Source organism: Arthrobacter globiformis (genome assembly GCF_003261175.1).
In the GTDB taxonomy this organism is placed as follows: domain Bacteria; phylum Actinomycetota; class Actinomycetes; order Actinomycetales; family Micrococcaceae; genus Arthrobacter; species Arthrobacter globiformis_A.
This window is the reverse complement of the sequence record NZ_QLNP01000063.1, coordinates 29,537-55,041: the sequence shown is the minus strand read 5'-3', so window position 1 is coordinate 55,041 and position 25,505 is coordinate 29,537. Positions and strand designations below refer to the sequence as shown.

The following is a 25,505-nucleotide window of genomic DNA, read 5'->3' as shown; positions in this document are numbered from 1 at the left end:
CCGGCACCGCCGCCGTACTTATTTCAGGTGGTCAACCAGCTTGTCCGCGATGCCGGTGTACTTGCCCGGCGTCAGGGCGAGCAGCCGGGCCTCGGCCTCTGCGGAGAGGCCCAGGCTCTGGACGAACTCCTGCATCCGGGCGGCGTCCACGCGCTGCCCGCGGGTGAGGTCCTTGAGCCGCTCGTAGGGATTCTCCATGCCTTCCACACCCGCGATTGCCTCTGCGCGCATCACCATCTGGATGGCTTCGCCCAAAACTTCCCAGTTGGTGTCGAGGTCGCCGGCCAGAACGCTCTCCGCCACGTCGAGCCGCTCCAGGCCCTTGGCCACGTTGGAAATGGCCAGCAGGGAGTGGCCGAAGGCCACGCCGATGTTGCGCTGGCTGGAGGAGTCCGTGAGGTCGCGCTGCCAGCGGGAGGTGACCAGGGTGGAGCCCAGCACGTCCAGGAGCCCGGAGGAGATCTCCAGGTTGGCCTCGGCGTTTTCGAAGCGGATCGGGTTGACCTTGTGCGGCATCGTGGAGGAGCCGGTGGCGCCTGCCACGGGGATCTGCGCGAAGTAGCCGATCGAGATGTAGCTCCAGATGTCCGTGCAGACGTTGTGCAGGATCCGGTTGAAGCGGGCGACGTCGGCGTACAGCTCCGCCTGCCAGTCGTGGCTTTCGATCTGCGTGGTCAGCGGGTTCCAGGTCAGGCCCAGCTTCTCCACGAACGACTTCGCGACCTGCTGCCAGTCCGCGCCGGGGACGGAAGCCACGTGGGCGGCGTACGTGCCGGTGGCGCCGTTGATCTTGCCGAGGTATTCAGTCCTCGCGACGCGCTCCAGCTGCCGGTTCAGGCGGTGCGCGATGACGGCGAGCTCCTTGCCCAGGGTGGTGGGCGTGGCGGGCTGGCCGTGCGTGCGGGACAGCATCGGAACGGCGCGGTTGTCTTCGGCCATCTTGCTGATCTGGGCCACGAGGGCGCGGGCTGCGGGCAGCCACACGTCCTCCACAGCACCCTTCACGCCCAGGGCATAGGACAGGTTGTTGATGTCCTCGGAGGTGCAGCCGAAGTGCACCATCGCGGTCAGGTTCTCGATGCCGATGGCGGGCAGGCGGCGGCCGATGTAGTACTCCACGGCCTTCACGTCGTGGACGGTGACGGCTTCGATTTCGGCCAGCTCGTTGACGGAGGCGGCATCGAATTCGGTGACAATAGCCCGCAGCTGCTGCTGCTGGTCCTCGGACAGCGGGCCTGCGCCCGGGAGCACGTTGTCCCCGGTCAGGTGGATAAGCCATTCGACCTCGACGGCGACGCGGTCGCGGTTAAGGGCTGCCTCGGACAGGTAGTCAACGAGGGGGCCGACGGCGGACTTGTAGCGGCCGTCCAGAGGGCCGAGCGCGATTTGTTCCTCTGACGCGGCGAGGGCGAGGCGTCCGGAGGGCGTACGGGTGTCAGCTGTGGCGGCAGTTTCAGGCATGACCTGATTCTTTCATGAAGTTCTGTGCCTGCTGAAGCACGGGAACTCCTGTGACTTCTCCTCCACAGCCCCGCCCTCGCGCACTTCTCCACATGGACGACGCCGGCCGTTCCGTCGGCGGGGGCCGCACCTTAGCGTCGTGGGCAGGAAGCACGGAAATGGCTGACGCCGGAACGCCGGCCGGCAGTTGGATGGGGGTATTCGGATGAGCGCCAGCATCACGGCGGGCAGCGCCCGCGTCACAGGGAGCAGTGTCAGCGTCATGGCGGCCGACGCCGCAGCATGCTCGTCGCGCAGTTTTGAGGTCCAGCTGTTGGCCGGGCGGGTTGAGGCCTGCGCGGAGCAGGTCGATGCCGTCCAGGCAAGGCTTGCGCAGCTCCAGCTGATGGACTGGCAGTCGCCCGCCGGGCTGGCTTACAGGTCCAGCCTGCGCGTACAGGCCGTTGCCCTTTGCCGGGCCCGGGAAGGAGTGCATGCCGCCGCCCTCGCACTGCGGCGACACTCCGTCCGCGTCGCCGAGTCCGTCCTCCCCGCCGCCGGGGGCTACTGATGGCCGAGGACGCGCCCGGCGGAGGCGGCGGGCAGCTCCGCCCCGTCGTGCCGGCATCCGATGCTGTCCTTTCCGTGCGGGGTGGAGTAGGTGGGATCTCCTTCCAGCTCGAGGAACTGGATTCGGGGGCACGGGAGCTGGATTTGCTCGCCCGGGACCTGGCGTCTGTCGAGCTGGGCATCTATCGGGTCTGGGAATCGCTGGGAAGCTACCAGCGGGAGGATCCGGCCAGCGGTGCCGCGGCCCTCACTGCCGTCTGGGAAGGTCAGCGCTCCGTGGCGGCGGTGCGGGAGGAGCTGGAGCGCCTGGCCGGGGGTGTTCGCGCCTGCCAGCTCGAGTACAGCGCCGCCGAGACGGCGAATCTGCTCATCACACATCTCCACTGGGACGCACCATGGTTGTGGGGGCGGCAGGCGGTAGACCTTGCCCTGGCCCGGGACTGGCGGGACTGGCGCCCCAACACGGCAAGCACCGAGGCGATCGCCTCGAGCGATCCGGTGGTGGCTGGTGCCTTTCTGGCCGCGCTTCTGGGAATGCCGTCCGGTGAGGCGGATGCCGCCGTGAAAATGGGGCTTGCCTCCGGCGGGGGTTCCAGTGCGCCGGTCCTTGTCCGCATGCTGCTGGACCGGGTAAGGCCCGACCTGAAGCCGCGGCCCGTGACGGCGCTGCAGGAAGGCTCCGGCGAGATTGCCCTGGACGCCTCTCCGTCAGGTCTCCTTGCCCGGGCAGGGGAGGTGGCAGACGCCGGCCCCGGCCGAATCGAGATCATCCAGACAACCACCGGTGGTCGGGACGCGTTTATCGTCGTCATCCCCGGAACCCAGCCCGGCAACATGGGAGGCCCCAACCCCTTCGACGAGGCCGGAGTCGGCGAATCGTTGGGGTACGGGTCCGAGTACACGGCCGCAGCCATCCGGGCGGCTCTGCGCCAGGCCGGTGCTGAGGCCGGTGACCAGGTGGTGGCCGTGGGCTACAGCCAGGGCGGAATCCACGCGATGAACCTGAGCCAGGACAAGGCCTTCCTTGCCGACTATAACCTCAAGTACGTGCTGACCGCAGGATCGCCTGTCGGCGCCATAACTCCGGAGCCGGGCGTCAGCAGCCTGCATCTGGAGCACCGGCAGGACTGGGTTCCCGGCAGCGAGGGCCTTCCCAATCCCGACACCAGGGACAGGGTGACAGTAACGCTGAACGGTTTGGTCAGGACGCCCGCCAGTGAGGACGGCGGCCTTGGCCCCGGGCACAGGCTCAGCAACTACGAGGCGGGTGCCCGGGCAGTCTCCGCGAGTCCGGATCCTTCGCTGGCGGCGTCTACGGCCGCGCTTGCCGGGGTGGTGGGCGCGGGCGGAGCGGCGAGGGTCACCCGCTTCCAGCTGGTCCGTGCACCGAGACCGCCCGTGCCCACTCCGCAGCCGCCACTGCCCGCTCTGGGCACCTCCGGTCTTGGCCAGCCCGGTCCGGCGCAACTCGGTCCCGGCAGGGCAATCCTTCCCGGCCAGTCAGTCCGCCGGGAACTCGGCGGAGCTCGCGAGCTGCCGGGCGGGGGTGTCAGCGGTGGCGGGCGCCGGGGACCCGGTCTGCCACCAGCGAAATGACGGTGATGATGATGGCGGCCAGCACGGCGGTCCAGAAGAACGTATCGATGGTGAAGTGCACGGGCGTGTAGCCGCTGATCCAGGAGGTGAGGTAGAGCATCGCGGCGTTGATCACAACGGTGAACAGGCCCAGCGTCAGGATGGTGATGGGCAAGGAGAGGAAGCTGACGATCGGCCGCACGAAGGCATTGACCAGGCCGAAAATCAGTCCGATGAACAGGTACGCGAGGACAATGCCGGCGGCGTCAGTTCCCTGGTTCACCCCGGTCTTGGCTACAGCTTCTGTGGTGGCTGTGGCGGAGATATCCAGACCGGGCAGAAGCCAGCTGGCAATCCACAGCGCCAGTCCATTAATGATCACTCGCATGATGAAAGACCGCATGCGCCCATGCTGTCACACCGCAAGGTGGGGCAGGCAGTCGGGGGCATAGGCTAGGTGGCATGACTTCATCAGAGACCATGGCGGGGGGCCTGAGGCCGCGACCGGTGGTTGACCGTTTGCCCCGCTACGCTGCCGGCAAGCCGCCCGTCGCCGTCGACGGCCTTGCCAGCTACAAACTGTCGTCCAACGAGAACCCACTGCCGCCCATCCCGGCCGTGGTGGAGGCCATTGCCGCCCAGACCGACTTCAACCGGTACCCGGACCCGCTCAGCACCAAGCTCCGCACCGCGCTCGCAGAATTCCTCGATGTCCCGGCCGAGGATATCGTCACCGGTGCCGGCAGCCTCGGCGCACTCACCCAGCTGCTGACCACGTTCGCCGGCCAGAATGACGATGGCAAGCCCGACGAAGTCATTTACGCCTGGCGCTCCTTCGAGGCCTATCCCATCTGCGTGGGGCTGGCAGGGGCAGAGAGCGTGCGGATCCCGGTGAGCGCTGACGGCCGCCATGACCTTGACGCCATGGCCGCGGCCGTGACCGCGCGAACCAGGGTGATCCTGCTCTGCACCCCTAACAACCCCACGGGCCCCATCCTGACCGCCGAGGAAACTGAGCGCTTTATCGGGGCGGTGCCGTCGGACGTTGTGGTGGTCATCGATGAGGCCTACCAGGAGTTCGTCCGCGCGGAAGACGCGGTGGACGGCATCAGGATGTACCGCAAGTACCCCAACGTGGTGGTGCTCAGGACGTTCTCCAAGGCACACGGCCTCGCCGGCCTCCGGGTCGGCTACAGCGTTTCCCAGCCCCAGCTCACCCAGCACCTGCGCGTCGCCGCCACCCCGTTCGCGGTATCGCAGATCGCCGAACAGGCCGCCGTTGTGTCCCTGCAGAATTTCGGCCAGGTTGTAGAAAGGGTACAAAGCCTGGTGGCGGAACGGGACCGTGTAACAGCAGGTCTCCGGGACCTCGGCTGGTTCGTTCCCGACGCGCAGGGGAACTTCGTCTGGCTCGATCTCGGGGAGAACAGCGCGGAGTTCGCCCGGCTCGCCGGGGAACGCGCGCTGTCCGTGCGCGCCTTCGGAAACGAAGGTGTCCGGGTGAGTATCGGCGAAGTGGAAGCGAACACGCGATTCCTGGAACTCTGTGCGGAGTACACAAAACCGCCACGCCGTTCCTAGCGCTTAACAAACAGCCGGCGCTACCTACGCCGGATAAAGTAAGGAACAGTAAGCCAAATATATATGCCTCGTCGGGAATGCATTCCTTGTGAGGCATATATCCCAGCGACATTGCAACGCATCCGGATGCGGCAGGCAGGAGACGGTATGGGCGCAACACATCTGCCCTCCACCGAGTTCGATGGAACGGAACTGGACGACCAGCTCGAGGCGCAGGCCGAGGCGGCCCTGGGCGTGCCTTCGACTGAAATGGTCCAGCTTCTGGGCCCCGATGGCACGTTGGGCACCGACTCCGTGTTCTCGGAGTATGCGGAGCGTCTCGACGCCGAAAAACTCCGGGGTTTCTACGCGGACATGGCGGCCATTCGCCGTTTCGACCAGGAAGCCACGGCCCTGCAGCGGCAGGGCCAGCTGGCGCTGTGGGTTCCGCTGACGGGACAGGAAGCAGCCCAGATCGGATCCGGGCGCGCCAGCCAGCCGCAGGACTACATCTTCCCCACCTACCGCGAGCACGGCGTCGCCCTGACCCGCAACGTGGACCTGGCCGAGCTGCTGAAGCAGTTCCGCGGCGTCTCCAACGGCGGCTGGAACCCCAAGGACACCAACTTCCACCTGTACACGCTGGTGCTGGCTGCGCAGACGCCGCACGCCGTTGGGTACGCCATGGGCATCCAGCGCGACCAGCGGCTGGCAGCGGCTAAAGGAGTGGGGAGCGACCAGGGCGCCGACGGCCCGGCCGAGCCGAAGGCGGCCGTCATGGTTTACTTCGGCGACGGTGCCAGCTCCGAGGGCGACGTCCACGAGTCCATGGTGTTCGCGTCCTCCTACGACGCCCCGGTGGTCTTCTTCTGCCAGAACAACCACTGGGCCATCTCCGTGCCCACCGCTGTGCAGACCCGGATCCCGCTCTCCAACCGCGCCAAGGGCTACGGCTTCCCGGGCATCCGCGTGGACGGCAACGACGTCGTGGCGGTCCACGCCGTCACCGAGTGGGCGCTCGAGCATGCACGCCAGGGCAACGGCCCGGTGCTCATTGAGGCCTTCACCTACCGCGTGGGCGCCCACACCACGGCCGACGACCCCACGAAGTACCGCGAGTCCTCGGAAGAGGCCCTCTGGCGCGAAAAGGACCCGCTGGACCGGCTGGAGAAGTACCTCCGCGCCGAGGGCATGGCCGATGAGGCCTTCTTCGCCCAGGTTGCCGCCGACGGCGACGAACTCGCCGCGTACATCCGCAAGTCCACGTACGAGTCGGACGCACCGGATATCAGGACCGCCTTTGCCAACACCTACGTCGAGGCGCACCCGCTTGTGGCCGAGGAACTGGCGTGGTTCGAAGAGTACAGCGCGGGCTTTGCCGGCGGCGACGAGGGAGAAGGGGCTGGCCGCTGATGACCACCATGACCATTGCCAAGGCCATCAATGAAGGCCTGCGCGCCACGCTCAGCAACAACCCCAAGTCCCTGCTCATGGGCGAGGACATCGGCCCGCTCGGCGGCGTCTACCGCGTCACCGACGGCCTGATCGGCGAATTCGGAGCGGACCGGGTGGTGGACACCCCGCTCGCAGAATCCGGCATCATCGGCACCGCGATCGGCCTGGCATTGCGCGGCTACCTCCCCGTCGCCGAGATCCAGTTCGACGGCTTCGTCTTCCCCGGCTTCAACCAGATCACCACCCAGCTGGCGAAAATGCACTCGCGCAGCAACGGCAACCTCACTGTGCCAGTGGTCATCCGCATCCCCTATGGCGGCGGCATCGGTTCCATCGAGCACCACTCCGAGTCACCGGAGGCGCTGTTCGCGCATACCCCCGGTCTGCGCATCATCACTCCGTCCAACCCCCACGATGCCTACTGGATGATCCAGCAGGCCGTGAACTGCCAGGACCCGGTGATCTTCTTCGAACCGAAGCGCCGCTACTGGCTCAAGGGCGAGGTTGACACCGAGTCAGCGGGCCCGGCCGAGGACCCGTTCAAGGCACAGGTGGTCCGGGAGGGAACCGACGCCACGGTGGTGGTCTACGGCCCGCTCGTCCCCGTGGCCCTCGCCGCCGCCAATGCCGCGGCGGAGGACGGCCGCAGCATTGAAGTGATCGACCTTCGCTCCATCTCGCCGATCGACTTCGACGCCATCGAGGCCTCCGTCAAGAAGACGGGCCGGCTGATCGTGGCGCACGAGGCTCCCACCTTCGGCGGCATCGGCGGTGAAATCGCCGCGCGGATCAGCGAACGGGCCTTCCATTCGCTGGAGGCGCCGGTCATCCGGGTGGGCGGCTTCCACATGCCGTACCCCGTGGCCAAGGTCGAAGAGGACTACCTTCCGGACATCGACCGCATCCTTGAGGCACTGGACCGCGCTTTCGCGTACTGACGCCGCCGCGCACCAGCACCTGTTGACTCTTTCGCCTACCGGCTCCGCACCTCCCGGGGCGCCGAGCTTTCGAACCCGAGGATCCCATGACGCTTAACAAGTTCAACCTCCCCGACGTCGGTGAGGGCCTGACCGAGGCAGAGATCGTTTCGTGGAAGGTCAAGCCCGGCGATGAGGTGGCCATCAATGACGTCCTGTGCGAGATCGAGACGGCCAAGTCCCTCGTTGAGCTCCCGTCGCCGTTTGCCGGTACCGTCACCGAACTGCTGGTCCCGGAAGGGGCGACTGTCGACGTCGGGACCGCAATCATCAGCGTCTCTGACGCCATGCACGGCGACCCCACACCGGCCGACGCCCCGGTGCCCGCCGTCGAGGCCACTGGGCCTGCGCTGATGTACGGAACGCTCCCGGCCGACGGCGAAGCTGCTGCTGGTGGAGCTGCCGACGGCGGCCCGGCCGCCGGTCCGCTGGTAGGTTCAGGCCCCAAGGCTGACGCCGTGAAGCGGCGCCCGCGCAAGACGAGGCCGGCGATTCCGGCCGATGCCGTTCACGGCGCTCCGGAAGTCGAGCCTGTCCAGCCGCTGTCCGCGAAGGATGCGCTCTTGGACGGTCCGGCCAGCGCCGGGCCGGTGGCCGCTCCCGTCGTGCCGAGGCGGCCCGAGTGGACGCCCGCTCTCGAGACTGACAAGCCAACGCTGGGCGGGGCCATTTCCGGGCTCATGAACAGGGTTCTGGCAAAGCCGCCGGTGCGGAAGATTGCCCGCGACCTGGGCATTGACCTGGCCGACGTCGTGGCCACGGGCGCACGCGGCGAGGTGACCCGCGAGGACCTGGTCAGCTACCAGGCGCAGCGCGATGCGGAACTGGACAAGGCGGACACCTTCTGGGGCACGTCAGGCCGTCCCCAGGAACAGCGGATCGAACGGATCCCGGTCAAGGGGGTTCGCAAGGCCACCGCGAAGGCAATGGTGGAGTCGGCGTTCTCCGCGCCGCATGTGAGCATCTTCGTGGACGTTGATGCCAGCCGCACCATGGAATTCGTCAAGCGGCTCAAGGCTTCGCGCGACTTCGAGGGCATCAAGGTCTCCCCGCTGCTGATCCTTGCGAAGGCTGTCATCTGGGCCGCAGCGCGGAACCCGAGCGTGAACGCCACCTGGGTGGACAACACGGACGGCAGCGACGCCGCGGAGATCCACATCAAGCACTTCATGAACCTGGGCATCGCCGCGGCCACACCCCGCGGGCTCATGGTACCGAACATCAAGAACGCCCAGGACCTGTCGCTCAAGGAACTGGCGCTGGCCCTCAATGAGCTCGCCACCACCGCGCGTGCCGGTAAGACCCAGCCGGCGCAGATGCAGGGTGGCACGCTGACGGTCACCAATATCGGCGCCCTCGGCATCGACACCGGAACCCCCATCATCAACCCCGGTGAAGTGGCCATCGTGGCGTTTGGCACCATCAAGCAAAAGCCGTGGGTCCTGGACGGCGAGGTCATTCCGCGCTGGATCACCACGCTCGGCGGATCCTTTGACCACCGCGTGGTGGACGGCGACCTTTCAGCCCGCTTCATGGCCGACGTCGCCGCCATCCTGGAGGAGCCGGCACTGCTGCTCGACTGACCTGCCCTGCTGCTCGACTGACGGTCCCCGGAGCGGTACCCTCCGGGGAAAGGGGGGAGGGCCGGACAATCAGGGACGGGGTTTCCCATGGGTGAGGATCGCGGGATCATCAGCATCCGCGTGGAGAACCGCGTGGCCCGGGTCATCACGGAAGCGCTTCAGCCGCCGATCACCGTGGCTCTGCTGCTGCTCCTCAGTCCGGCCCTGGAACCCGGCTTTCCGGGCACCGTCTGGTTCGGCGCCGTGGCGGTGCTGTTTGTGTGCGTGCTGCCCCTGGCCGCCGTCGTCCTTCTGGTCCGTCTGGGCAAGGTGACAGACCACCATGTGAGTAACCGCAAGCAACGGGCACCGGTGCTTGCCATGACGGTGGTGTCACTGCTCGCGGGCCTGGCGGTGCTCCTGGCCATCAATGCGCCGTACAGCGTCATTGTGGTGGTGCTGGCCATCGTGGGCGGCGTGGTGGTGCTCGCGGCCATCAGCCTGTTCTGGAAAATCAGTGGCCACGCCGGGGCGATCGCGCTGACCACGGTCAACGCGGTGCTGATCCTGGGCGCCTCGTGGCTTCCGCTGTTGCTGCTGATTCCCGCTGTGGGCTGGTCCAGGGTGGTGTTGCGCGCACATACGGTGGCGCAGGTTGTTGCAGGCGCGCTGGTGGGCGGCGGCGTCACCGCCGGGCTGTGGTGGCTGCTGCGTGAGGTGCTGGTCCGGATCGGGTGACGCCGGAGGCCGGCTTAGTAGGCGTAGGAGCCGGCCAGCAGCTGAGCCATGGCCGGATCGGCGGACATATTCGCCATGCTCACCGCGGCGGCCAGCATGACGCCGGATACGGCGGCGATGCCGGAGCTCACGAGCGTGAGGAACTTCCAGTCCTCGCGGAGGACGCTCTTCAGCGTGTCCGGCAGCTGCAGGTCGGGGGAGATGAGGTTCGGGGCGCTGTCCAAGGAGCCGTCGTCGAGGAGGGCGATCACACGGCCCGCGGAGCGGTCCACGCGCATGGCGCTGATGTGGTTGCCGTGGCGGGCGAGGAGGATGTCGTGGCCGACGAGGTGGCGCCGCTGGAGTGTAAGCACAGTGTTCCCCTGAAAGGTAGATTTGGGTTTGTCCGCACCATCGGGGGCTCCTCCAATTTTATCTTTCAGGCCATGCCGGACTGCCGGAAAACGTGGTGAGACTGCGCACCAGCCGGGGTGATCCGCGTCAAGTCAGGCTGGCGTCGGCAGGCCGCCCGTGGCGGGCAGGCCGGCCCAAGTCAGGCTGGCGCTGTGGCTAGCCCGCGCTGGGGCTAGTCCGCTCCGTAGGTATTTGCGATGTAGACGTCGCAGGACGCACTGTGTGCCACGCTGTTCGCCACGCTGCCCAGCACGCGCCCGAGGCCCTGCATGCGGCGGTTTCCCACCACGATCATCCTGGCCTCGAGGCGGTCCGCCTCCTTGACCAGGGCCTCGGCCGGCTTGCCCCGTGCGGCGGAGTAGGTGATCTTGAGTTCGCCGCCCGCCAAAGCAGCTGCCACCTCCCGGGCCACCTTTTCGGCCTCGCCGGCATCCGACACGATCCACCGGTCGCTGCCGCTGCCGAAGACTTCGGTCCGGTCGGTATCGAACGCGGACACAACATGGAGCCGGGCGCCGAGCGCGCCGGCCAAGTCTCGCGCCACCTCCGCTGCCTTACGCGCGGTGCCGCTTCCGTCCACACCCACAACAATGGTTTCCGCCATGTCCTTATCTCCTTTGAATATCGCGAATGATCTGATGTCCCCGCCGGCCGCAGCTCAAGCCAACGCGTCTATGGCTTCCTGCAGCACCGGAGCCAGACGCCGCACGCCCTCGGCGATTGCCTCCGGCGGAACGGCGCTGAAAGCAAGGCGGAGTTTGTTCGACGGGACGTCCGAGTGAGTGAAGGCGGCGCCGGGAATGAAGACGACACCGGCATCAATCGCCTTGTGGAGGAGGGGATACGTGTCCACGCCCTCCGGCAGCGTCACCCAGACGAAGAATCCGCCTTGAGGCCGAGTCCAGCTCAGCCCTTCGGGCATGTGCTTCTCCAGCGCCGCCAGCATCGCGTGGCAGCGTTCGGCATACAGCCCGCGGTACGTCTCGATCTGGCCCTTCCAGTCGTAGTCCCGGAGATAGGCGGAGACGAGCATCTGGTTCAGCGTGGGCGGGCAGAGTGTGACCGCCTCCGAGGCCAGGTAGTAGCGGCGCTGCAGGTGGGCCGGAACCAGGGCCCAGCCGATGCGCAGGCCCGGTGCAAAGATCTTCGAGAACGAGCCCATGTAGATGACGTCGTCGGGGTTGCCTGTGCGCAGCGGCGCCAGCGGCTCGCCGTCGAACCTCAGCAGGCCGTAAGGGTTGTCCTCCAGCACCAGGATGTTGGCGCGGCGGCAGATGTCCACGATCTGCTGCCGGCGCTCCTGCGCCAGCGTGATGCCCGACGGGTTGTTGAAGTTGGGGATGGTGTAGAGGAACTTGATGTTTTTCCCGGCGGTCTGGAGCGCCGCGATCCTGGCCTCAAGAAGATCAGGCACCAGCCCGTCGTCGTCCAAGGGAACGGCCTCCACCTGGACCTGGTAAGCCTCGAACGTGTTCAGCGCGCCCACGTAGGTGGGCTCCTCCACAAGCACCACGTCGCCTGGGTTGCAGAACACCTTGGTGGCCACATCCTGCGCGGACTGCGAGCCCGCGGTGATCACCACGTTCTCGGGCCGGGCGTCCAGGATCCCCTCGGCGGCCATGACTTCGCAGATCTGGGTGCGCAGTTCCTCCGTGCCCTGGCCGCCGCCGTACTGAAGCGCGGTGAGGCCGTCCTCGGCGATGATCCGGGCGGCCGTCTGGGCGAGCTTGTCGAGGGGCAGTGACTGCAGGTAGGGGCTACCGCCGGCCAGCGAGACCAAGCCCGGCCGCATGGAAATGTCGAAAACATCCCGCACCGCCGACTGCTTGATGTTCGCGGCGCGCTCGGAGAAGAGTTCGTCGTGGCGGTGGGCTGATGTCGCGGCCCGCTCGATGGCGTCGATGGCTTCGGCGGGGAGGACGGCTGCGGCGGCGTCGAGTGTCTCGTGGGTCACAGTCCCAGAGTACAGCCATCGGTTGCTGATCAGGCAACAGCTGTTGACCAGCATTTGTGGAACATCCGCAACTGGGGCCGCGGGGCGCCTTTACCTTCGGCAGACCAAGGCATGGAATGGAGCCATGACGTCACTCGAGCCCCAGCACGCACTATCCCAGCCCGCACTGTCCCAAACCGGCAAGGCCGAGGCCTTCCGCCGCATGCACGCGGGCGGTGCTGTTCCGCTGGTGCTCGTGAACGTGTGGGATGCGGCATCGGCCCGGCTCGTGGAGAAGGCCGGGGCGCAGGCCATTGCCACCTCGAGTTCGGCCATCTCCTGGAGCCTGGGGTACCCCGACGGCAGCCACGTGCCGCCGGGTCTGGCGTTCGACGCGCTCCGCAGGATCATCGCGACGACGAGTCTCCCGGTCACGGCGGATATCGAGGCCGGGTATGCGGGTGCGGACGGCGCTTTCGACGACGGGCTGCTCCGACAGACCGTCACGGCGGTGCTGGGTGCCGGCGCCGTGGGCGTGAACATCGAAGACTCGGGCGGGATACGTCTTACTGACGCCGACGAGCAGGCCCGGCGGATCAGTCTGGTCCGCAGCATCGCGGCAGAGTCCGGAGTGAACCTCTTCATCAATGCCCGGACGGACACGTACCTTTCCGGGCAGTTCGGGGACTCGGCGTTCGAGGAAACGCTGGAGCGCGCCGAACGCTGTCTTGCCGCCGGGGCCGACGGAATCTTCGTTCCCGGCGTGACGGACCTGCACATCCTGCATGAGCTCAGCAGGCGGATACCGGCGCCTGTGAATGCACTTGCCGGCGTCGGATCGGCGTCGGTGGGCGAACTGCACGACGCCGGTGTGCGGCGGGTCAGTATCGGCGGCAATGCCGCGAAGGCGGCCTATGCAACGGTCTCCCGAGTGGCCGCCGAAATCCTGGGCGACGGCAACTGGTCGGAGCTCGCGGGTTCGCCGAGCCATGCTGACATGGACGCGCTGTTCTCACCGGAAGGCAGGGGCTAGCGGAGGCCGAGAACTTCGGTCAGCGGCACGCCGCTGACGTAGATTTCCGCCCGGACGGCACCTACGGCCGTGACGGCTGTATGGGTGAGCTGTGCTTCGATCCGCGGAAGATCGCAGACGCCGCCCGGCTGCACTGCGCCGGTCAGGTTCACCACCACGGTGGTGCCGTCGAGGTAGCCGGACACGTACTGGAGCGAGGATGCTGACAGGGCGTTGTACAGGCCGCTCGCGGGCGGTGCGCCGGGGCCGGACAGCAGCCTGCCCATGGCGGCCTGCAGTGGCTCGCTGGTGGATGAGTCGGCCTGGTGCACGGCCACCAGGCTGTCGTTGCAGCCGAAGCGCACGCCGGACGTTCCGCCGTCGTCGAGGGCAACGTAGTAAACCGCAGTGCCGGCGCTGGCTTCGCCGGTCCCGGTCCCCGGCGACGTGGAACCGGCTGCGGGGCCGCCGACAGCCGGACCGGCCGCGGCCCCCGAGGCAGGCGCGGGCTGCAGTCCGGAGCCCGGCAGTTGTGCCTGGGTGTCAGGACCGGTGTCCGGACCGGCAACGCCGGCGGACGGAAGCCCGCCAGGCCCGGATCCCCCTGCAGTTGGGGAGCCGGCAGGTTGGCCGCCGGGCTTCGAGTCACCGGGCGGAGCAGTTGAGCCGGCCGGAGGCACCGGTTCGGCAACCCCGCCAACTGTTCCCTGACCTGTTGCGCCGGCACCAGGGGCACCCTGGCCCGAGGCTCCAAGCCCGGGTTCCATGCTGGATCCGGGGGCGGTGGGCGCGCCGGCTTCCTCGGGCGGGCTCACCGGAGGAGCCGGGCGGGGTTCGGGTGCCACGGCGGGGGAGGGCCCGGCGTCGTAAGCATTTTGTTCGAGCGGGACGCAGGCGCCGAGCCACAAGGGCAATGTCAGGCAGAAGGCTGCAACCGCCGCCGTCAGCGGTCTGACTCCCCAGCTCGAGTTCATGACTGCACCGCACTCCCTGCCCCGGCACGTCCCGTACATCAACGTTACGGCGGGGCGGCGGGCCGGGGAACGGTGCCCGGGTGTCAGTTTGGCGGCAGCTCAGTCACGGATTGGTTGCAGCCGTCCCCCGGCGCCCGGTCGGCGGGCTGAGGCCGGAAGAGGCGCACGCCCCCCGGCCGCTGGCGGGCCGGGGGCGTGCAAGGAGGGGAGCTGCCTAAGCGGCTGCGCCGGCGGGCTCGACGGCGGCAAGGGCAACGAAGAGTTCCTTGATCTGCTCAACAACCTCGGCGTCGTCCTTGGGATGGGTTTCCGCGAAGCGGACCATGGAGCCGGGGACGGCGAGCTTGGCATCCTCCAGGACGCGGGCGCCGGCGATGCCAACGGCCTTGCGGGCCTCGTCCTGGGCCCAGACGCCGCCGAACTGGCCGAACGCGGTGCCGACGACGGCTGTGGGCTTTCCGGTGAGGGCGCCGGCGCCGTACGGGCGGGACAGCCAGTCGATGGCGTTCTTGAGCGAGGCGGGCATGGTGCCGTTGTGCTCGGGGGTCACCAGCAGAAGGGCATCAGCCTGGCCGGCTGCCTCGCGCAGCGCGGTAGCGGCGGCCGGGACCTGACCCTCGACGTCGATGTCCTCGTTGTAGAACGGGATGTTGCCCAAGCTGTCGTGGATCACGATCGCGAGGCCCTCAGGGGCGTTCAGCTGGATGGCTTCGGCAAGCTTGCGGTTGTGGGAGTCGGCGCGCAGGCTTCCCACCAGGGCGAGTACGGTGCTCTTGGACATGTGAACTCCTTAGGTCCTGCCGCGGAACGCTCCGAGGCGAGTGGTTCTTGGAGGCAGTTGGTGCCTTCATCCAGTCTAAACGGACTGCGGTCCGGATATTATTCCCGGGACTACAATGCTTGGTGTGAGCCTCATTCCAATCCGTTCCGGATCCTCGTCCGCGTCCGGCTCCGGAGCGGAACGCAGCGATGCTGCCCGGAACCGGGAGCTGCTCCTGTGCGCTGCCCGGCAGCTCGTGGAGGAATGCGGCGCCGACGGCGTGACCATGGACAAGCTGGCCGAACGTGCAGGCGTGGGCAAGGGAACCGTGTTCCGCCGTTTCGGCAGCCGCGCCGGCCTGATGATGACCCTGCTCAGCGACGCCGAAGCCGAGTTCCAAGGCCGCTTCATGTTTGGGCCGCCGCCCCTTGGCCCCGGGGCGCCGCCGCTGGAACGGCTGATCGCCTTCGGTGCCGAACGCATCCGGTATGTCATGGAGTACGGCGAGCTCGCACGGGCCGCGGAAACGTCCCTGCACAACAGGTTTGAGGCGCCCGCGGCGGTGTTGTGGCACCGGCACATTGAGCACCTGCTGCGTTCGGCGGGATTCGATGCTGACCCGTGGCTCATGGCCATGTCCCTCAGCGCAACCCTCGAACCCGAACGGCTGCTGCACGCCGTCCGCGTGCAGCACGTTTCGCCAGGGCGGCTGGAGGATTCCTGGCGCGAGCTGGTGATCCGCGTCGTCGGAGCTGCGGGCGGCTGAAGCGGGACCGGCCCAGGGGGTAGCGTGGCACCATGAGCACCGATTCCTCCACACCCTCCGCTCCCATCCGCACCGCCGTGGTGGGGTTTGGCCTGTCCGGCCGGGTTTTCCATGCGCCGCTGGTCGCGGCGGACCCAAGCTACTCGCTGGATGTCATCGCCACCTCCGACCCCGGCCGGCAGGCGGCCGCCGTCGGACAGTACCCGGGCGTGAAGACAGTGCCCGACGGCGACGCCGTACTTGCGCTGGCCCCTGACCTTGACCTTGTGGTGCTGGGGACGCCGCCGGCCACCCACTACCCGCTGGCGAAGGCGGCGCTTGAGGCCGGGCTAGACGTCGTCGTCGACAAGCCGTTCGCCGTGACTAGCGGCCAGGGGCAGGAGCTGGTCGCGCTCGCTGAGCAGCTGGGGCGGGTGCTGACGGTGTTCCAGAACCGGCGCTGGGACGGGGACTACCTCACGGTCAAAGCCCTACTGGAGCGCGGCGTGCTGGGGGAGGTCGCGCGGTTCGAATCACGGTTTGAACGGTGGTCGCCCGAGGTTGCCAAGGCCTGGAAGGCGGAGGCGACGGCGGCCGACGGCGGCGGTGTCCTGTTCGACCTCGGCACCCACCTCCTGGACCAGGCGCTGCAGCTCTTCGGCCCGGGCGAGGTGGTCCATGCCGAGCTCCTGGCCCGGCGCCCGGGCGAAAAGACAGATGATGACTGCTTCGTGATCGTGCGGCACGAGAGCGGCGTGCTCAGCCACCACTGGATGAACATGCTCTGCGCCCAGCAGGGGCCGCGCTACCGGATCCTCGGCACCGGCGGCGGCTACACCAAGCACGGCGTGGACCCGCAGGAGCCGTACATCGTCGCCGGCGGGAGCCCGCTGGATGCGGAGTACGGCGTGGAGGCCGCCGAGTGGGCCGGGCAGCTGGGCCGCGACGGGCACCTGGACCGGCTGCCGACCGAGCGCGGGAACTACCCCGAGTTCTACCGCATTCTCGCAGCTAAGATCGCCGACGGCGGTGCCGCCTCGTCATTGCCGGTGCCAGTAGACCCGGCCGGCCCCGTGGAGGTCCTGAAGCTGATCGAGCAGGCCCGCGAGCTGGCTTAAACGAAACCGCTGGTTGAGCTTGTCGAAACCAAGGGTGGGTTTCGGCGAGCTCAACCAGCGGCGGTCTCCCCGGTGTTACGCGGAGACCAGCTCGTGCCAGTCCGCCACGAGGGGCAGGTTGTGTGCCTCGGAGACGGAGTGGTGCGCCACGTGGCCCGCGGCGATGTTCAGGCCGGCGGCGAGTGCGGGATCCTTCTCGAAGGCAGCCTTGACACCGAGGTTTGCCAGGGCCACGCCGTAGCGGAGCGTGACGTTGGTCAGCGCGTAGGTGGAGGTGTTCGGGACGGCGCCGGGCATGTTGGCCACGCAGTAGAAGATGGTGTTGTGGACCTTGTACGTGGGCTCCTGGTGCGTGGTGGGGTGCGTGTCCTCGAAGCAGCCGCCCTGGTCCACGGCGATGTCGACGAGCACCGAGCCGGGCTTCATGCGCGCCACGAGTTCGTTGGTCACCAGCTTGGGGGCTTTAGCGCCGGGAATGAGCACGGAGCCGATCACGAGGTCGGCGTCCACCACGGACTTCTCGATCTCGTACTTGTTGGAGGCGACAGTCTTGAGCCGGCCCTGGTACTGGGCGTCGAGTTCGCGCAGCCGGTTGATGTTGATGTCCAGGATGGTGACGTCGGCGCCGAGGCCCAGGGCCATGGCGGCAGCGTTGGTGCCCGCGACGCCTGCGCCCAGGACCACGACCTTGGCCGGGCGGACGCCCGGGACGCCGCCCAGCAGCACGCCCTTGCCGCCGGCCGGCGCCATCAGGGAGGTCGCACCGACCTGGACGGAGAGCCGACCGGCCACCTCGGACATGGGCGCGAGCAGGGGCAGCGTGCGGCCTTCCTGGACGGTCTCGTAGGCGATCGCGGTGACGCCGGCGTTGATGAGCTCCTGGGTCAGCTCGGGCTCGGCGGCCAGGTGCAGGTAGGTGAAGAGGATCAGGCCCTTGCGGAAGCGGTGGTACTCGGCCTTGATCGGCTCCTTGACCTTCATCACCATGTCCGCGCGGGACCAGACCTCGTCGACGTCGGCGACGATTTCTGCGCCAGCGATGGCGTACTCCTCGTCGGTGATGCCGGAACCCAGGCCGGCACCGCGCTCCACCAGGACCGTGTGGCCGTGGGTGCGGAATTCGTGAACGCCGGCAGCCGTAATGGCGACGCGGAATTCGTTGTTCTTGATCTCTTTGGGGACGCCGATGATCATTTTTGGGCTCCAGATCCGATGGCTGCAAGGCCGGAATGTGTGGGGAATGTTGTGATTCCAGAATAGATCCGGCTGTGAGGCGCACTACAGCAATCGACTGCCTCACCCTGAGCTGAACCGCGTGATTCCAGGGTTTTCCGGCGCGGTCGCTCGACTAATGTCGACCGCAGGGGCGTCAGGTGTCGCCTGATGTCCGTTCGCTCACGGCGCCCCGCGGGACGTAGTCTGTCAGCATGCAGCAGGATGTGGAACAGCTCGTCGAACGTGTCGCCCTCAAACTGGGCCGCGGGCTTTCCCTGGAGGATCTCGACGGTTTGCTGCTCGCCTACAGCTCCAACCAGTCGCACGCCGACCGGGTCCGGGTGAACTTCCTGCTCAGCAAACGCGTGCCGCTGGACGTCAAAAACTGGCAGCTCTCGCACGGCATCGCCACCGCGGTGCGGCCGGTGGTGGTGCCCGCCAACGACGAGTTGGGCATGCTCGGGCGCGTCTGTGTCCCGCTGCTGGTCCGCGGGTTCCGGGTGGGCTACTTATGGGTGCAGCTGGACGTGGAAGACCAAAGTGCGACGGCGATCCTTGCCGAGCTGCCCGGCGTCCGGGACGAGCTGGACCTGTTGTCCGGAATGCTGCTGGACTCCAACACCGCGGAATCAGAGTTCCGGCGCAGCCGTGAACGCGAGTTCCTGGCCGCCTGTGCAGGGGAAGCCAACGCGGTTGCCGCCGTGGCGGGCTGGAAGGAGGTCCAGGACCGCGGGCCCTGGCAGCTGGTGACGGTCCTGGACGCGGACGGCTGGATGGCCGGCCCGGACCCGATCGCCTCCACGCTCATCCACCGAGCCGCGGCACTGCAGGCCACCATTGGCGTGGATGCTGTCCTGTTCAGTGCAGGCGCGGAGACTCATTCCGTGGTCCTCTTTCGGGAGTCCACAGGGCGCGCCAGCCAGGCGCAGGTTCTGGTGCACTACCAGCTGGAGCTCGCCAAGCGCGCCGGCAGGTCCGTGGAGCGGATCATCCTGGGAACCAGTGAGGGATTCGGCCGGATCAAAGACCTGGCAGAGGCGTACCGGCAGTCGAAGGTTGCCGCCCTGGCGGCGGCGGTTGATCCGCGGCTCGGTGAGCTGGTGGATTGCCGGGCTACGGGCGTCTACCAGCTCCTGGCTTCGGCCGGCGGCGGGGCCGGGGTCTGGAGTGATGCAAGTTCAGTAAACTTCCGGGCCCTGGAGGACCACGACCGGAACGGTGAATTGCTGCCCGTGCTGGAACTGCTGTACGACAATGACGGTTCGGTCCAGGACGTCGCCGAAAGACTGCATCTGCACCGCAGCAGCATCTACAACAGGCTGGGCCGCATCCGTCAGCTGCTGGGCGTCGATCCGCTCAAGGGGATGGTGCGGCTGGAGCTGCACGCCGCCCTGAAGGCGCGGCGCTGGGCTTCAAGGCCAAGGATCTGAACTAGGCGGCGTTGCCTTCGCCGCTGGGCAGCTGCTCGGCAGGACGTTCTGTAGTCCGCTCTGCGGTCCGTTCCAGCGTGACGCCGTCGGGGAGATGCTGCGGAAGTCCCTGAAGCCGGGTGCGGAACTTCTCGAGGCGGCTCTGGACGAACAGCGATACAGCCACGTAAACCACGCAGCTGGAGGTAAAAACGGCGGTATTGTTCAGGCCCATAATGATTCCCAGGGCAGCCGCCACGCCCATGGCGACGATGCCCGCCACGATGTGCAACCCCCTGAATCTCACCACGAATAAAGAGTAACCCCGGGCGCCAGCCGGAAACCCTGGTTACGGGGGATCGTTGCTTGATCCTTATCACCCCGTCATTTCGCGGACAGTCCGGGACATCTACTGCCCCACGAGGCAGCCTAATCCCGGAGGGTGATCAGCTTCCAGGGCAGACGCGCGGGGTTGGCGGGCGAAACGTCCACCGAGATGTCGGCCCGCGCCATGTCCTCTTCCAGGAACAGGGTTCCTGTGGCGATGCGTGCGTTGTTGGACGCGATGACGCGGCCATTGGGTCCCAGCAGGACCACCACGGGCTCGCGGAGCTGAAGGGCCCGCAGGAAGATTCCCTCCAGGTTCGCCAGGGTCAGGTCGCACCCCAGGATCTGAATGCCCTGCGCTGTGGGCGTCGGAACGCAGAGCGTGATGATGCTGACGTTGATGCCGCCGAAATCAACGTAGGGTCCAACCGCCACGGGCTGCCCGCTGGCGGAAGGGATGGTGAACCAGTCCCGGGTTGTGTAGTCGTAGTAGTTCAGCGAGTCCGGGTTGAGGTCGTGGGTGACAAAACGGGGTTCCCCCGTCCGCTGCGTCCGCCACCATTCCAGCCAGTGGGTCGCTTCCCGGAGGCTCCCCGGGGCATAGGCGATGCCGGCTCCGACGATGATGTCCGAGTGCAGCTTGATGAAATTGGCCAGTTCCTGCTTCAGGAACAGGAATTCGCTGCGGCGGGGTACGCCTGACACGGCCGCCGCCGCCGCCGAAACAGTGCCTGCAATCTTCTCCAGATCAACGAAAACGCGGCTGATGCTGGAGGAGAGCGCGGCAGCCGTCCGGTCGAGGGCTTCTTCTACGGTTTCCACATCACGCACTTTCTTCGGGCCGCATCGTCAACCTGAGATGCTGCTCTATCAAGTATTCGGTCTCGTTGCGGCTGTGCCGTTCTGCCGCGCTGGCAGCCCCGTCAGCGTCCCGGGCCCTGATGGCATCAACGATTGCGGCGTGTTCTTCCACGGACTTGCCGTCACTGCCGGGCTGGCCTGAGCGCCCCCACCGCAGGGTCATCAGCTCGGCTTCAAGCTGAAGGGCTGCCGAGGTCAGCCTGCTGGACTGCGCGGCAATGCTGACGGCAACGTGGAACCGGCTGTCCATGCGGCGTCGGGCCCGGTCATCGGCCGAGTCCCGGTGGCGCCTCGCCAGATCCTCAAGGTGCTCGACGTTCTTGGGATCCGCCCGCCCGGCCGCAAGCCGCGCCGACATCGAGGCGATGGCCGCACCCAGGTCGCCGAGGTCCCTGAGTGCCTCGGTGCTCGTATCCCGAAGCTTGTCCTGCAACTGGGAATTCGTGAATTCGATCTGCCGGCGAATCACGCTGCCGCCGCTGCGCCCCCGGCTGGTTTCGATCAGGCCCTTGGTCCTCAGGGCGGCGAGGGATTGCCGGAGGGTAATCGGGGAGATGCCGAGTTCACCGGCAAGCACAGACTCCGTGGGCAGCCTGTCGCCTTCGGTGAGGATGCCCATCAGAATGGCCGTCTCGATCTGGTAGGAAACCTGGTCGGCCCTTCCCAGCCCCTCCGGTTCGCTTCCGCGGAGGAGCAGCAGCAGGTCAAGGGCGGAGGTGGAAATTGCCGCACTTCCCATGCCCGGGCCTCCCGCAGTCCGTTGCTCCGCTGTCGCCAGCGTCGATGCTCAAAGCTTCGGGCGCCGGCGCTTTTCCGATTACCTTCAATCTTTGCACGTTTATCGTTCCAGCCACCGCCAACCCGGGGTGAGGCGCTACTGTCCGCTCGCGGCGTCGGAGGTCCCGGCGTCGGGGGCTCCTCCGGCCGCGGCCGCTGCCGCCTGCTTCTTTTTCTGCCCCTCCAGCCATGCCATGACGGCGGCCAGCCGGATGCGGCGGTGTGTGCCGCGGTATTCCACCGGAATCTCACCACGGTCTGTCATATTCCGCAGGTAGGTGTGCGAGATGCCGGCCAGTTCGGCCGCCTTTGAGGTGGTGAGCATTTCTTCAACGCTGCTTACGGTCACCGCTTCGCCGCGGCTGAACCTGGCCAGGAGATCGACGACGGCGTCCCGCGCCTGGGGCGGGAGGCGGTGGACAGTGCCGTCCACGAACACGGTGATGTCAGTGCCGCCGTCGAGCGCGCGCTGCAGCGCCAGTGCCTCGTCGGCAGGAAGGGCGGGCGCCACCCTGGGAGCAATGAGAGCCATGGCAGAAGCCTAACCGCTGCGGAACGGTGAGTTGGATATGCTCGGCGGATGAGACTGAGCGATGGAGCAGCGGTGACGGCGAACGGCTTGACGGGCCGCCTGTACACGTCGAATGAGGCGTCGGCCGCCGGGCAGCCGGCCTATGTGCTGCTCCACGGTATCGGCGTCTCGCACCGCTACCTCGCCCGGCTGCATGTCGAACTGGCGGGTGGCCCGAAGGAACAGAACCAGCAGCCGGAGCGAGCCGAAGGGGGTGCTGCCGTCTACTCCTTCGACCTGCCGGGTTTCGACGGCACGCCCCGCCCCGGGCGCCAGGTGACTGTGGGCGAATATGCGGCGTTCGTTGCGGCGGTTCTGGCGGAGTATGGCGTGGAGTCCTGCATTGTGGTGGGCCATTCCATGGGGGTCCAGTTCGCCGTGGAATTGGCGCTTCAGGCGCCGGGGCTGGTGAGCCGGACAGTGCTCATGGGTCCGGTGGTGGATCCCGAACGCAGGAGTGCAGCCTGGCATGCGCTGGCGCTGACGCGAGATTCCCTGTTCTGTGAGCCGCCGTCCACCAATGCCGTGGTCTTCACCGACTATTGCCGGACGGGGTTTCGGTGGTATCTGACCGAACTGCCGGTGATGATGGAGTATCCGCTCGACTCCCGGATTCGGGGCGTGGCCCAGCCGGTGCTCGTGCTCCGTGGCGGAAGGGATCCGATCGCCCGCCGGCCATGGTGCCAGTTCCTCGCCGCGCAGGCGCCGGACGGTGCGTTTGCAGAGGTGCCCGGGTGCGGGCACGTTGTTCAGGACGCCGCTCCCGAAGATGTTGCCCGGGCCATCCGGCGCTGGGCCGGCACCGCGGCCGAGGGCTCGGCGGCAGCCGGAGGCTCCACGGCCTGAACGCCAATATGACGGCCTGAACGCCAGGAAGGCAGCGCCCGGAATTCCGAGCGCTGCCTTCCGTGAGCAGTCGAACTACAGCCCGAGTTCTTCCAGGACTGGCAGCTTTTCCCGGACCCATGCCCGGGCTTCCACGGCGCTCGGCGCGGACAGGGCCAGCTTGGCCAGCTCCTGTGCCTCCGCCAGCGTGACGGTCTTCAGAACGGCGGCCACCGCCGCGAGCGAACGGGCGGTCATGGACAGGGTGGTGACGCCCAGGCCGGTCAGCACGACGGCGAGGGCCGGGTCCGCCGCGGCCTCGCCGCAGACGCCCACCGGCTTGTTGTGCCCCTCTGCCCGTGAACCCTCAACGGTCAGGCCCACGAGGCGCAGCACAGCAGGCTGCCACGGCGTGTTCAGCCCGGCGAGAGGACCCAGCTGGCGATCGGCGGCCATGGCGTACTGGGTGAGGTCGTTGGTTCCCAGACTGGCGAAGGCCACTTCGCGCAGGATGGTGTCGGCGGTGAGGGCGGCGGAGGGAACCTCCACCATCACGCCCGGCGTCTTGATGCCGGCTTCGGCGCACATCGTGGCGAAGCGGGCTGCTTCCTCCGCCGTCGAAATCATTGGAGCCATGACCCAGACGTCAGCCTCCGACTCCTTTTCGGCCTGCGCAATCGCCTCCAGCTGCCGGTCGAGGACGCCCGGCGTGGTGAAGTCGGTGCGGTAGCCGCGGACGCCCAGGGCCGGATTGGGTTCGGTGGAGTCCGTGAGGAACGGGAGCGGCTTGTCCGCGCCGGCGTCCAGGGTGCGGAGCACCACCTTCTTGCCGGGGAAGGCATCGAACACGCCCTTGTATGCGGCGGCCTGTTCCTCGACGGTGGGCTCGGTGTCACGTTCGAGAAAGCAGAACTCGGTGCGGAACAGGCCCACGCCCTGGGCACCGAGCTTGGCCGCGGCCTGGGCGTCCTTGGCCCCGCCCACGTTGGCGAGGAGGGGCACCAGGTGGCCGTCCGCCGTCGAACCCGTCCCGTTGAAATCGGCGAGGAGGGACGCCGTGGCGGCCCAGGCCTCGGCGGCCGCGCGCAGTGACTCGTCGGGGCCGGCCGTGATGGAACCTGCGGCGCCGTCGACGTAAACCTCGGTGCCGTCCGGGAGTTCGTCCACGCCCACAGCTGCCACGACGGCCGGCAGGCCGAGAGAGCGGGCGATGATCGCGGTGTGGGACTGCGGACCGCCGCCGGCGGTGACCAGGGCGAGGACCTTGTTGGGATCGAGGGTGGCGGTGTCGGCGGGGGCTAGGTCCTCGGCCACCAGGATGAACGGTTCGTTCGACGACGGGATGCCCGGCGCGGATACGCCCCGGAGTTCGGCCACGATGCGGGCGCGCACATCCAGGATGTCGGTGGCGCGCTCAGCCATGTAACCGCCGAGGTTGAGCAACATTTCAGAAACCGAGGAGCCGGATTCCCAGATGGCCCGCTGCGGCGAGGTGCCGCGGGCGATCAGCTTGGCCGCGCCCTTGATCAGCATGGTGTCCTTGGCCATCAGGGCCGTGGCTTCCAGGACGGCCTTGCCATCACCGGTGGCGTGGTCTGCGCGGGCCTTCAGCTCATCATGGACGGCACCCGCTGCGGCCTTCAGTGCTGCCGTCGCCTCTTCGGGGGTGGTTCCGGCAGCCAGCTGTTCGCCGGCCGGAGGTTCGCTGATGGGCTTGGGCATCTGGCGGATCCTGCCGATGATGCGGCCGGGGCTGACGCCTACTCCTGGGAAGTTCTGCACTGAAGGTCCTCGTTCTCTGCCGGTAGCCAGGCCCGCCGGTATCCACCCGGGCGGGAGCCCGGAAGCTCGGAAGGGCTACGTCCGATGCTGCGTTGCGGTGCCTGAAAAAATTGTATGTGATTCAGTTCATATAGCGTTGCTATAGGTGCTAGGGTAGCGGTTATGAGTTTCGATGGCCAGCTTCCGCCCAAAATGAGGCTGTTGCGTGCGGCAGCCGAGTTGCTGGCCAAATCCGCAGGGGCAGCTGTTTCCACCCGCCAGATCACGCAGCTGGCGGGCGTTACGGCGCCCACCCTCTATCACCATTTCGGTGACAAGGAGGGCTTGTTTGACGCAGTTGTCGCCGCGGGTTTCGAAGAGTATGTGGCGGGCGAGAGGGACTTCGCCCCGTCCGGACAGCCGCTGGTGGACATCCGGCGGATGTGGGACAACCACGTGCAGTTCGGGCTCAAGCAGCCCGAACTTTATCTGGTCATGTTCGGTAACATCCGCCCTGAGAGCCGCCCCGCCATCGTTGCCGATGCGGAGGGGCTCCTGGAGGAAATGCTGAACAAGGCTGCTGCGGCCGGCCAGCTGAACGTCCAGCCACGGGAGGCCGCCAGGAGCATCCTGGCCGCCAACGTGGGCGTGACGCTCATGCTGATCGCAGAACCGGCGGCGGAACGGAACCTGGAGCTGTCCACGATGACCCGGGACGCCATGATCTTTGCGGTGTCCAGGGACCAGGGGCGGGACGCGGGACCGGAGGACTCCGGGAAGTCATCCGTGGTGGTGGCTGCCATCGCGCTGAACGCGGCGCTGCAGGCATCCCACTCGGACCAGCTCACCAGCTCGGAACTCAAGCTTTTTCTCGAATGGCTCCACCGGATCTCCACCAGTTCCACCAGCTAGACGAAACTATCGGACCATCCTGCGGTGCCGCAGGG

General features: G+C 67.4%; 26 protein-coding genes. 13 read left to right on the top strand and 13 right to left on the bottom strand.

What is annotated here, in order from left to right:
* Positions 1-18 precede the first annotated feature (18 nt).
* The gene (purB, locus tag DBZ45_RS06215; protein WP_111903066.1) at positions 19-1,461 is read right to left on the bottom strand and encodes an adenylosuccinate lyase; all 1,443 of its coding nucleotides are present in this window, start codon (positions 1,459-1,461) and stop codon (positions 19-21) included.
* Positions 1,462-1,666: 205 nt separating this feature from the next.
* Here purB and DBZ45_RS06210 point away from each other — a divergent pair, with 205 nt between their 5' ends.
* Positions 1,667-2,011: a hypothetical protein gene (locus tag DBZ45_RS06210; protein ID WP_223256957.1), complete on the top strand. Its 345-nt coding sequence runs from the start codon at positions 1,667-1,669 to the stop codon at positions 2,009-2,011.
* Positions 2,011-3,606 carry a PE-PPE domain-containing protein gene (locus tag DBZ45_RS06205; RefSeq protein WP_111903065.1) on the top strand — a complete coding sequence of 532 codons (1,596 nt, stop codon included), beginning with the start codon at positions 2,011-2,013 and terminating at the stop codon, positions 3,604-3,606. The genes DBZ45_RS06210 and DBZ45_RS06205 overlap by 1 nt, the downstream gene beginning before the upstream one ends.
* Here DBZ45_RS06205 and DBZ45_RS06200 read toward each other — a convergent pair.
* Positions 3,560-3,988: a phage holin family protein gene (locus tag DBZ45_RS06200; protein WP_111903064.1), complete on the bottom strand. Its 429-nt coding sequence runs from the start codon at positions 3,986-3,988 to the stop codon at positions 3,560-3,562. The genes DBZ45_RS06205 and DBZ45_RS06200 overlap by 47 nt on opposite strands.
* Before the next feature lie 59 nt (positions 3,989-4,047).
* On the opposite strand from DBZ45_RS06200, the gene DBZ45_RS06195 reads away from it, so the two are divergent.
* From DBZ45_RS06195 to DBZ45_RS06175, 5 genes are all read left to right on the top strand, one after another.
* Positions 4,048-5,166, top strand: a complete 1,119-nt coding sequence (locus tag DBZ45_RS06195) for a histidinol-phosphate transaminase (protein WP_111903063.1) — start codon at positions 4,048-4,050, stop codon at positions 5,164-5,166.
* 147 nt (positions 5,167-5,313) lie between these two features.
* Positions 5,314-6,558, top strand: coding sequence for a pyruvate dehydrogenase (acetyl-transferring) E1 component subunit alpha (pdhA, locus tag DBZ45_RS06190; RefSeq protein ID WP_111903062.1), 1,245 nt, complete (start codon positions 5,314-5,316; stop codon positions 6,556-6,558).
* Positions 6,558-7,538: an alpha-ketoacid dehydrogenase subunit beta gene (locus DBZ45_RS06185; RefSeq protein ID WP_111903061.1), complete on the top strand. Its 981-nt coding sequence runs from the start codon at positions 6,558-6,560 to the stop codon at positions 7,536-7,538. The genes pdhA and DBZ45_RS06185 overlap by 1 nt, the downstream gene beginning before the upstream one ends.
* A gap of 86 nt (positions 7,539-7,624) precedes the next feature.
* Positions 7,625-9,160, top strand: coding sequence for a dihydrolipoamide acetyltransferase family protein (locus DBZ45_RS06180; RefSeq protein WP_111903060.1), 1,536 nt, complete (start codon positions 7,625-7,627; stop codon positions 9,158-9,160).
* A gap of 87 nt (positions 9,161-9,247) precedes the next feature.
* Positions 9,248-9,877 (top strand): phosphatase PAP2 family protein, encoded by a 630-nt coding sequence (locus DBZ45_RS06175; protein WP_111903059.1) that lies wholly within the window; start codon positions 9,248-9,250, stop codon positions 9,875-9,877.
* A gap of 14 nt (positions 9,878-9,891) precedes the next feature.
* Here the strand turns inward: DBZ45_RS06175 and DBZ45_RS06170 are convergent, their stop codons facing one another.
* The 3 genes from DBZ45_RS06170 to DBZ45_RS06160 all read right to left on the bottom strand — a co-directional run bounded on the left by DBZ45_RS06170 (position 9,892) and on the right by DBZ45_RS06160 (position 12,224).
* Positions 9,892-10,230 carry a hypothetical protein gene (locus DBZ45_RS06170; RefSeq protein WP_111903058.1) on the bottom strand — a complete coding sequence of 113 codons (339 nt, stop codon included), beginning with the start codon at positions 10,228-10,230 and terminating at the stop codon, positions 9,892-9,894.
* 212 nt (positions 10,231-10,442) lie between these two features.
* Positions 10,443-10,874, bottom strand: coding sequence for a universal stress protein (locus tag DBZ45_RS06165; RefSeq protein WP_111903057.1), 432 nt, complete (start codon positions 10,872-10,874; stop codon positions 10,443-10,445).
* A 54-nt stretch (positions 10,875-10,928) separates the two neighbouring features.
* The gene (locus DBZ45_RS06160) at positions 10,929-12,224 is read right to left on the bottom strand and encodes an aminotransferase-like domain-containing protein (protein WP_111903191.1); all 1,296 of its coding nucleotides are present in this window, start codon (positions 12,222-12,224) and stop codon (positions 10,929-10,931) included.
* Positions 12,225-12,348: 124 nt separating this feature from the next.
* Between DBZ45_RS06160 and DBZ45_RS06155 the strand changes: the two genes are divergently transcribed.
* Positions 12,349-13,236 carry an isocitrate lyase/PEP mutase family protein gene (locus DBZ45_RS06155; protein WP_111903056.1) on the top strand — a complete coding sequence of 296 codons (888 nt, stop codon included), beginning with the start codon at positions 12,349-12,351 and terminating at the stop codon, positions 13,234-13,236.
* Here the strand turns inward: DBZ45_RS06155 and DBZ45_RS23170 are convergent.
* Positions 13,233-14,189 (bottom strand): GerMN domain-containing protein, encoded by a 957-nt coding sequence (locus tag DBZ45_RS23170; RefSeq protein ID WP_223256956.1) that lies wholly within the window; start codon positions 14,187-14,189, stop codon positions 13,233-13,235. The two genes, DBZ45_RS06155 and DBZ45_RS23170, sit on opposite strands and share 4 nt — an antisense overlap.
* A 214-nt stretch (positions 14,190-14,403) precedes the next feature.
* Complete coding sequence (locus tag DBZ45_RS06145) at positions 14,404-14,970, bottom strand: NAD(P)H-dependent oxidoreductase (RefSeq protein WP_111903055.1); 567 nt, start codon at positions 14,968-14,970, stop codon at positions 14,404-14,406.
* A 124-nt stretch (positions 14,971-15,094) separates the two neighbouring features.
* Here DBZ45_RS06145 and DBZ45_RS06140 point away from each other — a divergent pair, with 124 nt between their 5' ends.
* Positions 15,095-15,715 (top strand): TetR/AcrR family transcriptional regulator, encoded by a 621-nt coding sequence (locus DBZ45_RS06140; RefSeq protein ID WP_111903189.1) that lies wholly within the window; start codon positions 15,095-15,097, stop codon positions 15,713-15,715.
* A gap of 32 nt (positions 15,716-15,747) precedes the next feature.
* On the top strand, positions 15,748-16,812 hold the full coding sequence (locus tag DBZ45_RS06135) for a Gfo/Idh/MocA family protein (protein WP_111903054.1): 1,065 nt from the start codon (positions 15,748-15,750) through the stop codon (positions 16,810-16,812).
* 75 nt (positions 16,813-16,887) lie between these two features.
* Here DBZ45_RS06135 and ald read toward each other — a convergent pair whose 3' ends face one another.
* A complete protein-coding gene (ald, locus tag DBZ45_RS06130; RefSeq protein WP_111903053.1) occupies positions 16,888-18,006 on the bottom strand; it encodes an alanine dehydrogenase in 1,119 nt (372 codons plus the stop codon).
* A 233-nt stretch (positions 18,007-18,239) separates the two neighbouring features.
* Between ald and DBZ45_RS06125 the strand changes: the two genes are divergently transcribed.
* A complete protein-coding gene (locus tag DBZ45_RS06125) occupies positions 18,240-19,457 on the top strand; it encodes a PucR family transcriptional regulator (RefSeq protein ID WP_111903052.1) in 1,218 nt (405 codons plus the stop codon).
* 1 nt (position 19,458) lies between these two features.
* Here the strand turns inward: DBZ45_RS06125 and DBZ45_RS06120 are convergent, their stop codons facing one another.
* From DBZ45_RS06120 to DBZ45_RS06105, 4 genes are all read right to left on the bottom strand, one after another.
* A complete protein-coding gene (locus tag DBZ45_RS06120; protein ID WP_146617458.1) occupies positions 19,459-19,746 on the bottom strand; it encodes a hypothetical protein in 288 nt (95 codons plus the stop codon).
* 119 nt (positions 19,747-19,865) lie between these two features.
* On the bottom strand, positions 19,866-20,585 hold the full coding sequence (locus DBZ45_RS06115) for a PDC sensor domain-containing protein (RefSeq protein ID WP_111903050.1): 720 nt from the start codon (positions 20,583-20,585) through the stop codon (positions 19,866-19,868).
* Between the two features lies 1 nt (position 20,586).
* Entirely contained in the window at positions 20,587-21,363 is a 777-nt protein-coding gene (locus DBZ45_RS06110; RefSeq protein WP_111903049.1) for a FadR/GntR family transcriptional regulator, read from the bottom strand.
* 135 nt (positions 21,364-21,498) lie between these two features.
* Positions 21,499-21,933, bottom strand: a complete 435-nt coding sequence (locus tag DBZ45_RS06105; RefSeq protein WP_111903048.1) for a helix-turn-helix domain-containing protein — start codon at positions 21,931-21,933, stop codon at positions 21,499-21,501.
* A gap of 48 nt (positions 21,934-21,981) precedes the next feature.
* Between DBZ45_RS06105 and DBZ45_RS06100 the strand changes: the two genes are divergently transcribed.
* On the top strand, positions 21,982-22,818 hold the full coding sequence (locus DBZ45_RS06100) for an alpha/beta fold hydrolase (protein ID WP_223256955.1): 837 nt from the start codon (positions 21,982-21,984) through the stop codon (positions 22,816-22,818).
* 75 nt (positions 22,819-22,893) lie between these two features.
* Here DBZ45_RS06100 and ptsP read toward each other — a convergent pair whose 3' ends face one another.
* Positions 22,894-24,579 (bottom strand): phosphoenolpyruvate--protein phosphotransferase, encoded by a 1,686-nt coding sequence (ptsP, locus tag DBZ45_RS06095; RefSeq protein ID WP_111903046.1) that lies wholly within the window; start codon positions 24,577-24,579, stop codon positions 22,894-22,896.
* 162 nt (positions 24,580-24,741) lie between these two features.
* Here ptsP and DBZ45_RS06090 point away from each other — a divergent pair, with 162 nt between their 5' ends.
* A complete protein-coding gene (locus tag DBZ45_RS06090) occupies positions 24,742-25,470 on the top strand; it encodes a TetR/AcrR family transcriptional regulator (protein ID WP_087872806.1) in 729 nt (242 codons plus the stop codon).
* Positions 25,471-25,505: the final 35 nt, after the last annotated feature.

Excerpts from the sequence above, each read along its gene's own strand:
- purB (WP_111903066.1), bottom strand. The coding sequence starts at position 1,461 with ATGCCTGAAACTGCCGCCACAGCTGACACCCGTACGCCCTCCGGACGC.
- DBZ45_RS06210 (WP_223256957.1), top strand. The coding sequence starts at position 1,667 with ATGAGCGCCAGCATCACGGCGGGCAGCGCCCGCGTCACAGGGAGCAGT.
- DBZ45_RS06205 (WP_111903065.1), top strand. The coding sequence starts at position 2,011 with ATGGCCGAGGACGCGCCCGGCGGAGGCGGCGGGCAGCTCCGCCCCGTC.
- DBZ45_RS06200 (WP_111903064.1), bottom strand. The coding sequence starts at position 3,988 with ATGCGGTCTTTCATCATGCGAGTGATCATTAATGGACTGGCGCTGTGG.
- DBZ45_RS06195 (WP_111903063.1), top strand. The coding sequence starts at position 4,048 with ATGACTTCATCAGAGACCATGGCGGGGGGCCTGAGGCCGCGACCGGTG.
- pdhA (WP_111903062.1), top strand. The coding sequence starts at position 5,314 with ATGGGCGCAACACATCTGCCCTCCACCGAGTTCGATGGAACGGAACTG.
- DBZ45_RS06185 (WP_111903061.1), top strand. The coding sequence starts at position 6,558 with ATGACCACCATGACCATTGCCAAGGCCATCAATGAAGGCCTGCGCGCC.
- DBZ45_RS06180 (WP_111903060.1), top strand. The coding sequence starts at position 7,625 with ATGACGCTTAACAAGTTCAACCTCCCCGACGTCGGTGAGGGCCTGACC.
- DBZ45_RS06175 (WP_111903059.1), top strand. The coding sequence starts at position 9,248 with ATGGGTGAGGATCGCGGGATCATCAGCATCCGCGTGGAGAACCGCGTG.
- DBZ45_RS06165 (WP_111903057.1), bottom strand. The coding sequence starts at position 10,874 with ATGGCGGAAACCATTGTTGTGGGTGTGGACGGAAGCGGCACCGCGCGT.
- DBZ45_RS06155 (WP_111903056.1), top strand. The coding sequence starts at position 12,349 with ATGACGTCACTCGAGCCCCAGCACGCACTATCCCAGCCCGCACTGTCC.
- DBZ45_RS23170 (WP_223256956.1), bottom strand. The coding sequence starts at position 14,189 with ATGAACTCGAGCTGGGGAGTCAGACCGCTGACGGCGGCGGTTGCAGCC.
- DBZ45_RS06145 (WP_111903055.1), bottom strand. The coding sequence starts at position 14,970 with ATGTCCAAGAGCACCGTACTCGCCCTGGTGGGAAGCCTGCGCGCCGAC.
- DBZ45_RS06135 (WP_111903054.1), top strand. The coding sequence starts at position 15,748 with ATGAGCACCGATTCCTCCACACCCTCCGCTCCCATCCGCACCGCCGTG.
- ald (WP_111903053.1), bottom strand. The coding sequence starts at position 18,006 with ATGATCATCGGCGTCCCCAAAGAGATCAAGAACAACGAATTCCGCGTC.
- DBZ45_RS06125 (WP_111903052.1), top strand. The coding sequence starts at position 18,240 with ATGCAGCAGGATGTGGAACAGCTCGTCGAACGTGTCGCCCTCAAACTG.
- DBZ45_RS06110 (WP_111903049.1), bottom strand. The coding sequence starts at position 21,363 with ATGGGAAGTGCGGCAATTTCCACCTCCGCCCTTGACCTGCTGCTGCTC.
- DBZ45_RS06105 (WP_111903048.1), bottom strand. The coding sequence starts at position 21,933 with ATGGCTCTCATTGCTCCCAGGGTGGCGCCCGCCCTTCCTGCCGACGAG.
- DBZ45_RS06100 (WP_223256955.1), top strand. The coding sequence starts at position 21,982 with ATGAGACTGAGCGATGGAGCAGCGGTGACGGCGAACGGCTTGACGGGC.
- DBZ45_RS06090 (WP_087872806.1), top strand. The coding sequence starts at position 24,742 with ATGAGTTTCGATGGCCAGCTTCCGCCCAAAATGAGGCTGTTGCGTGCG.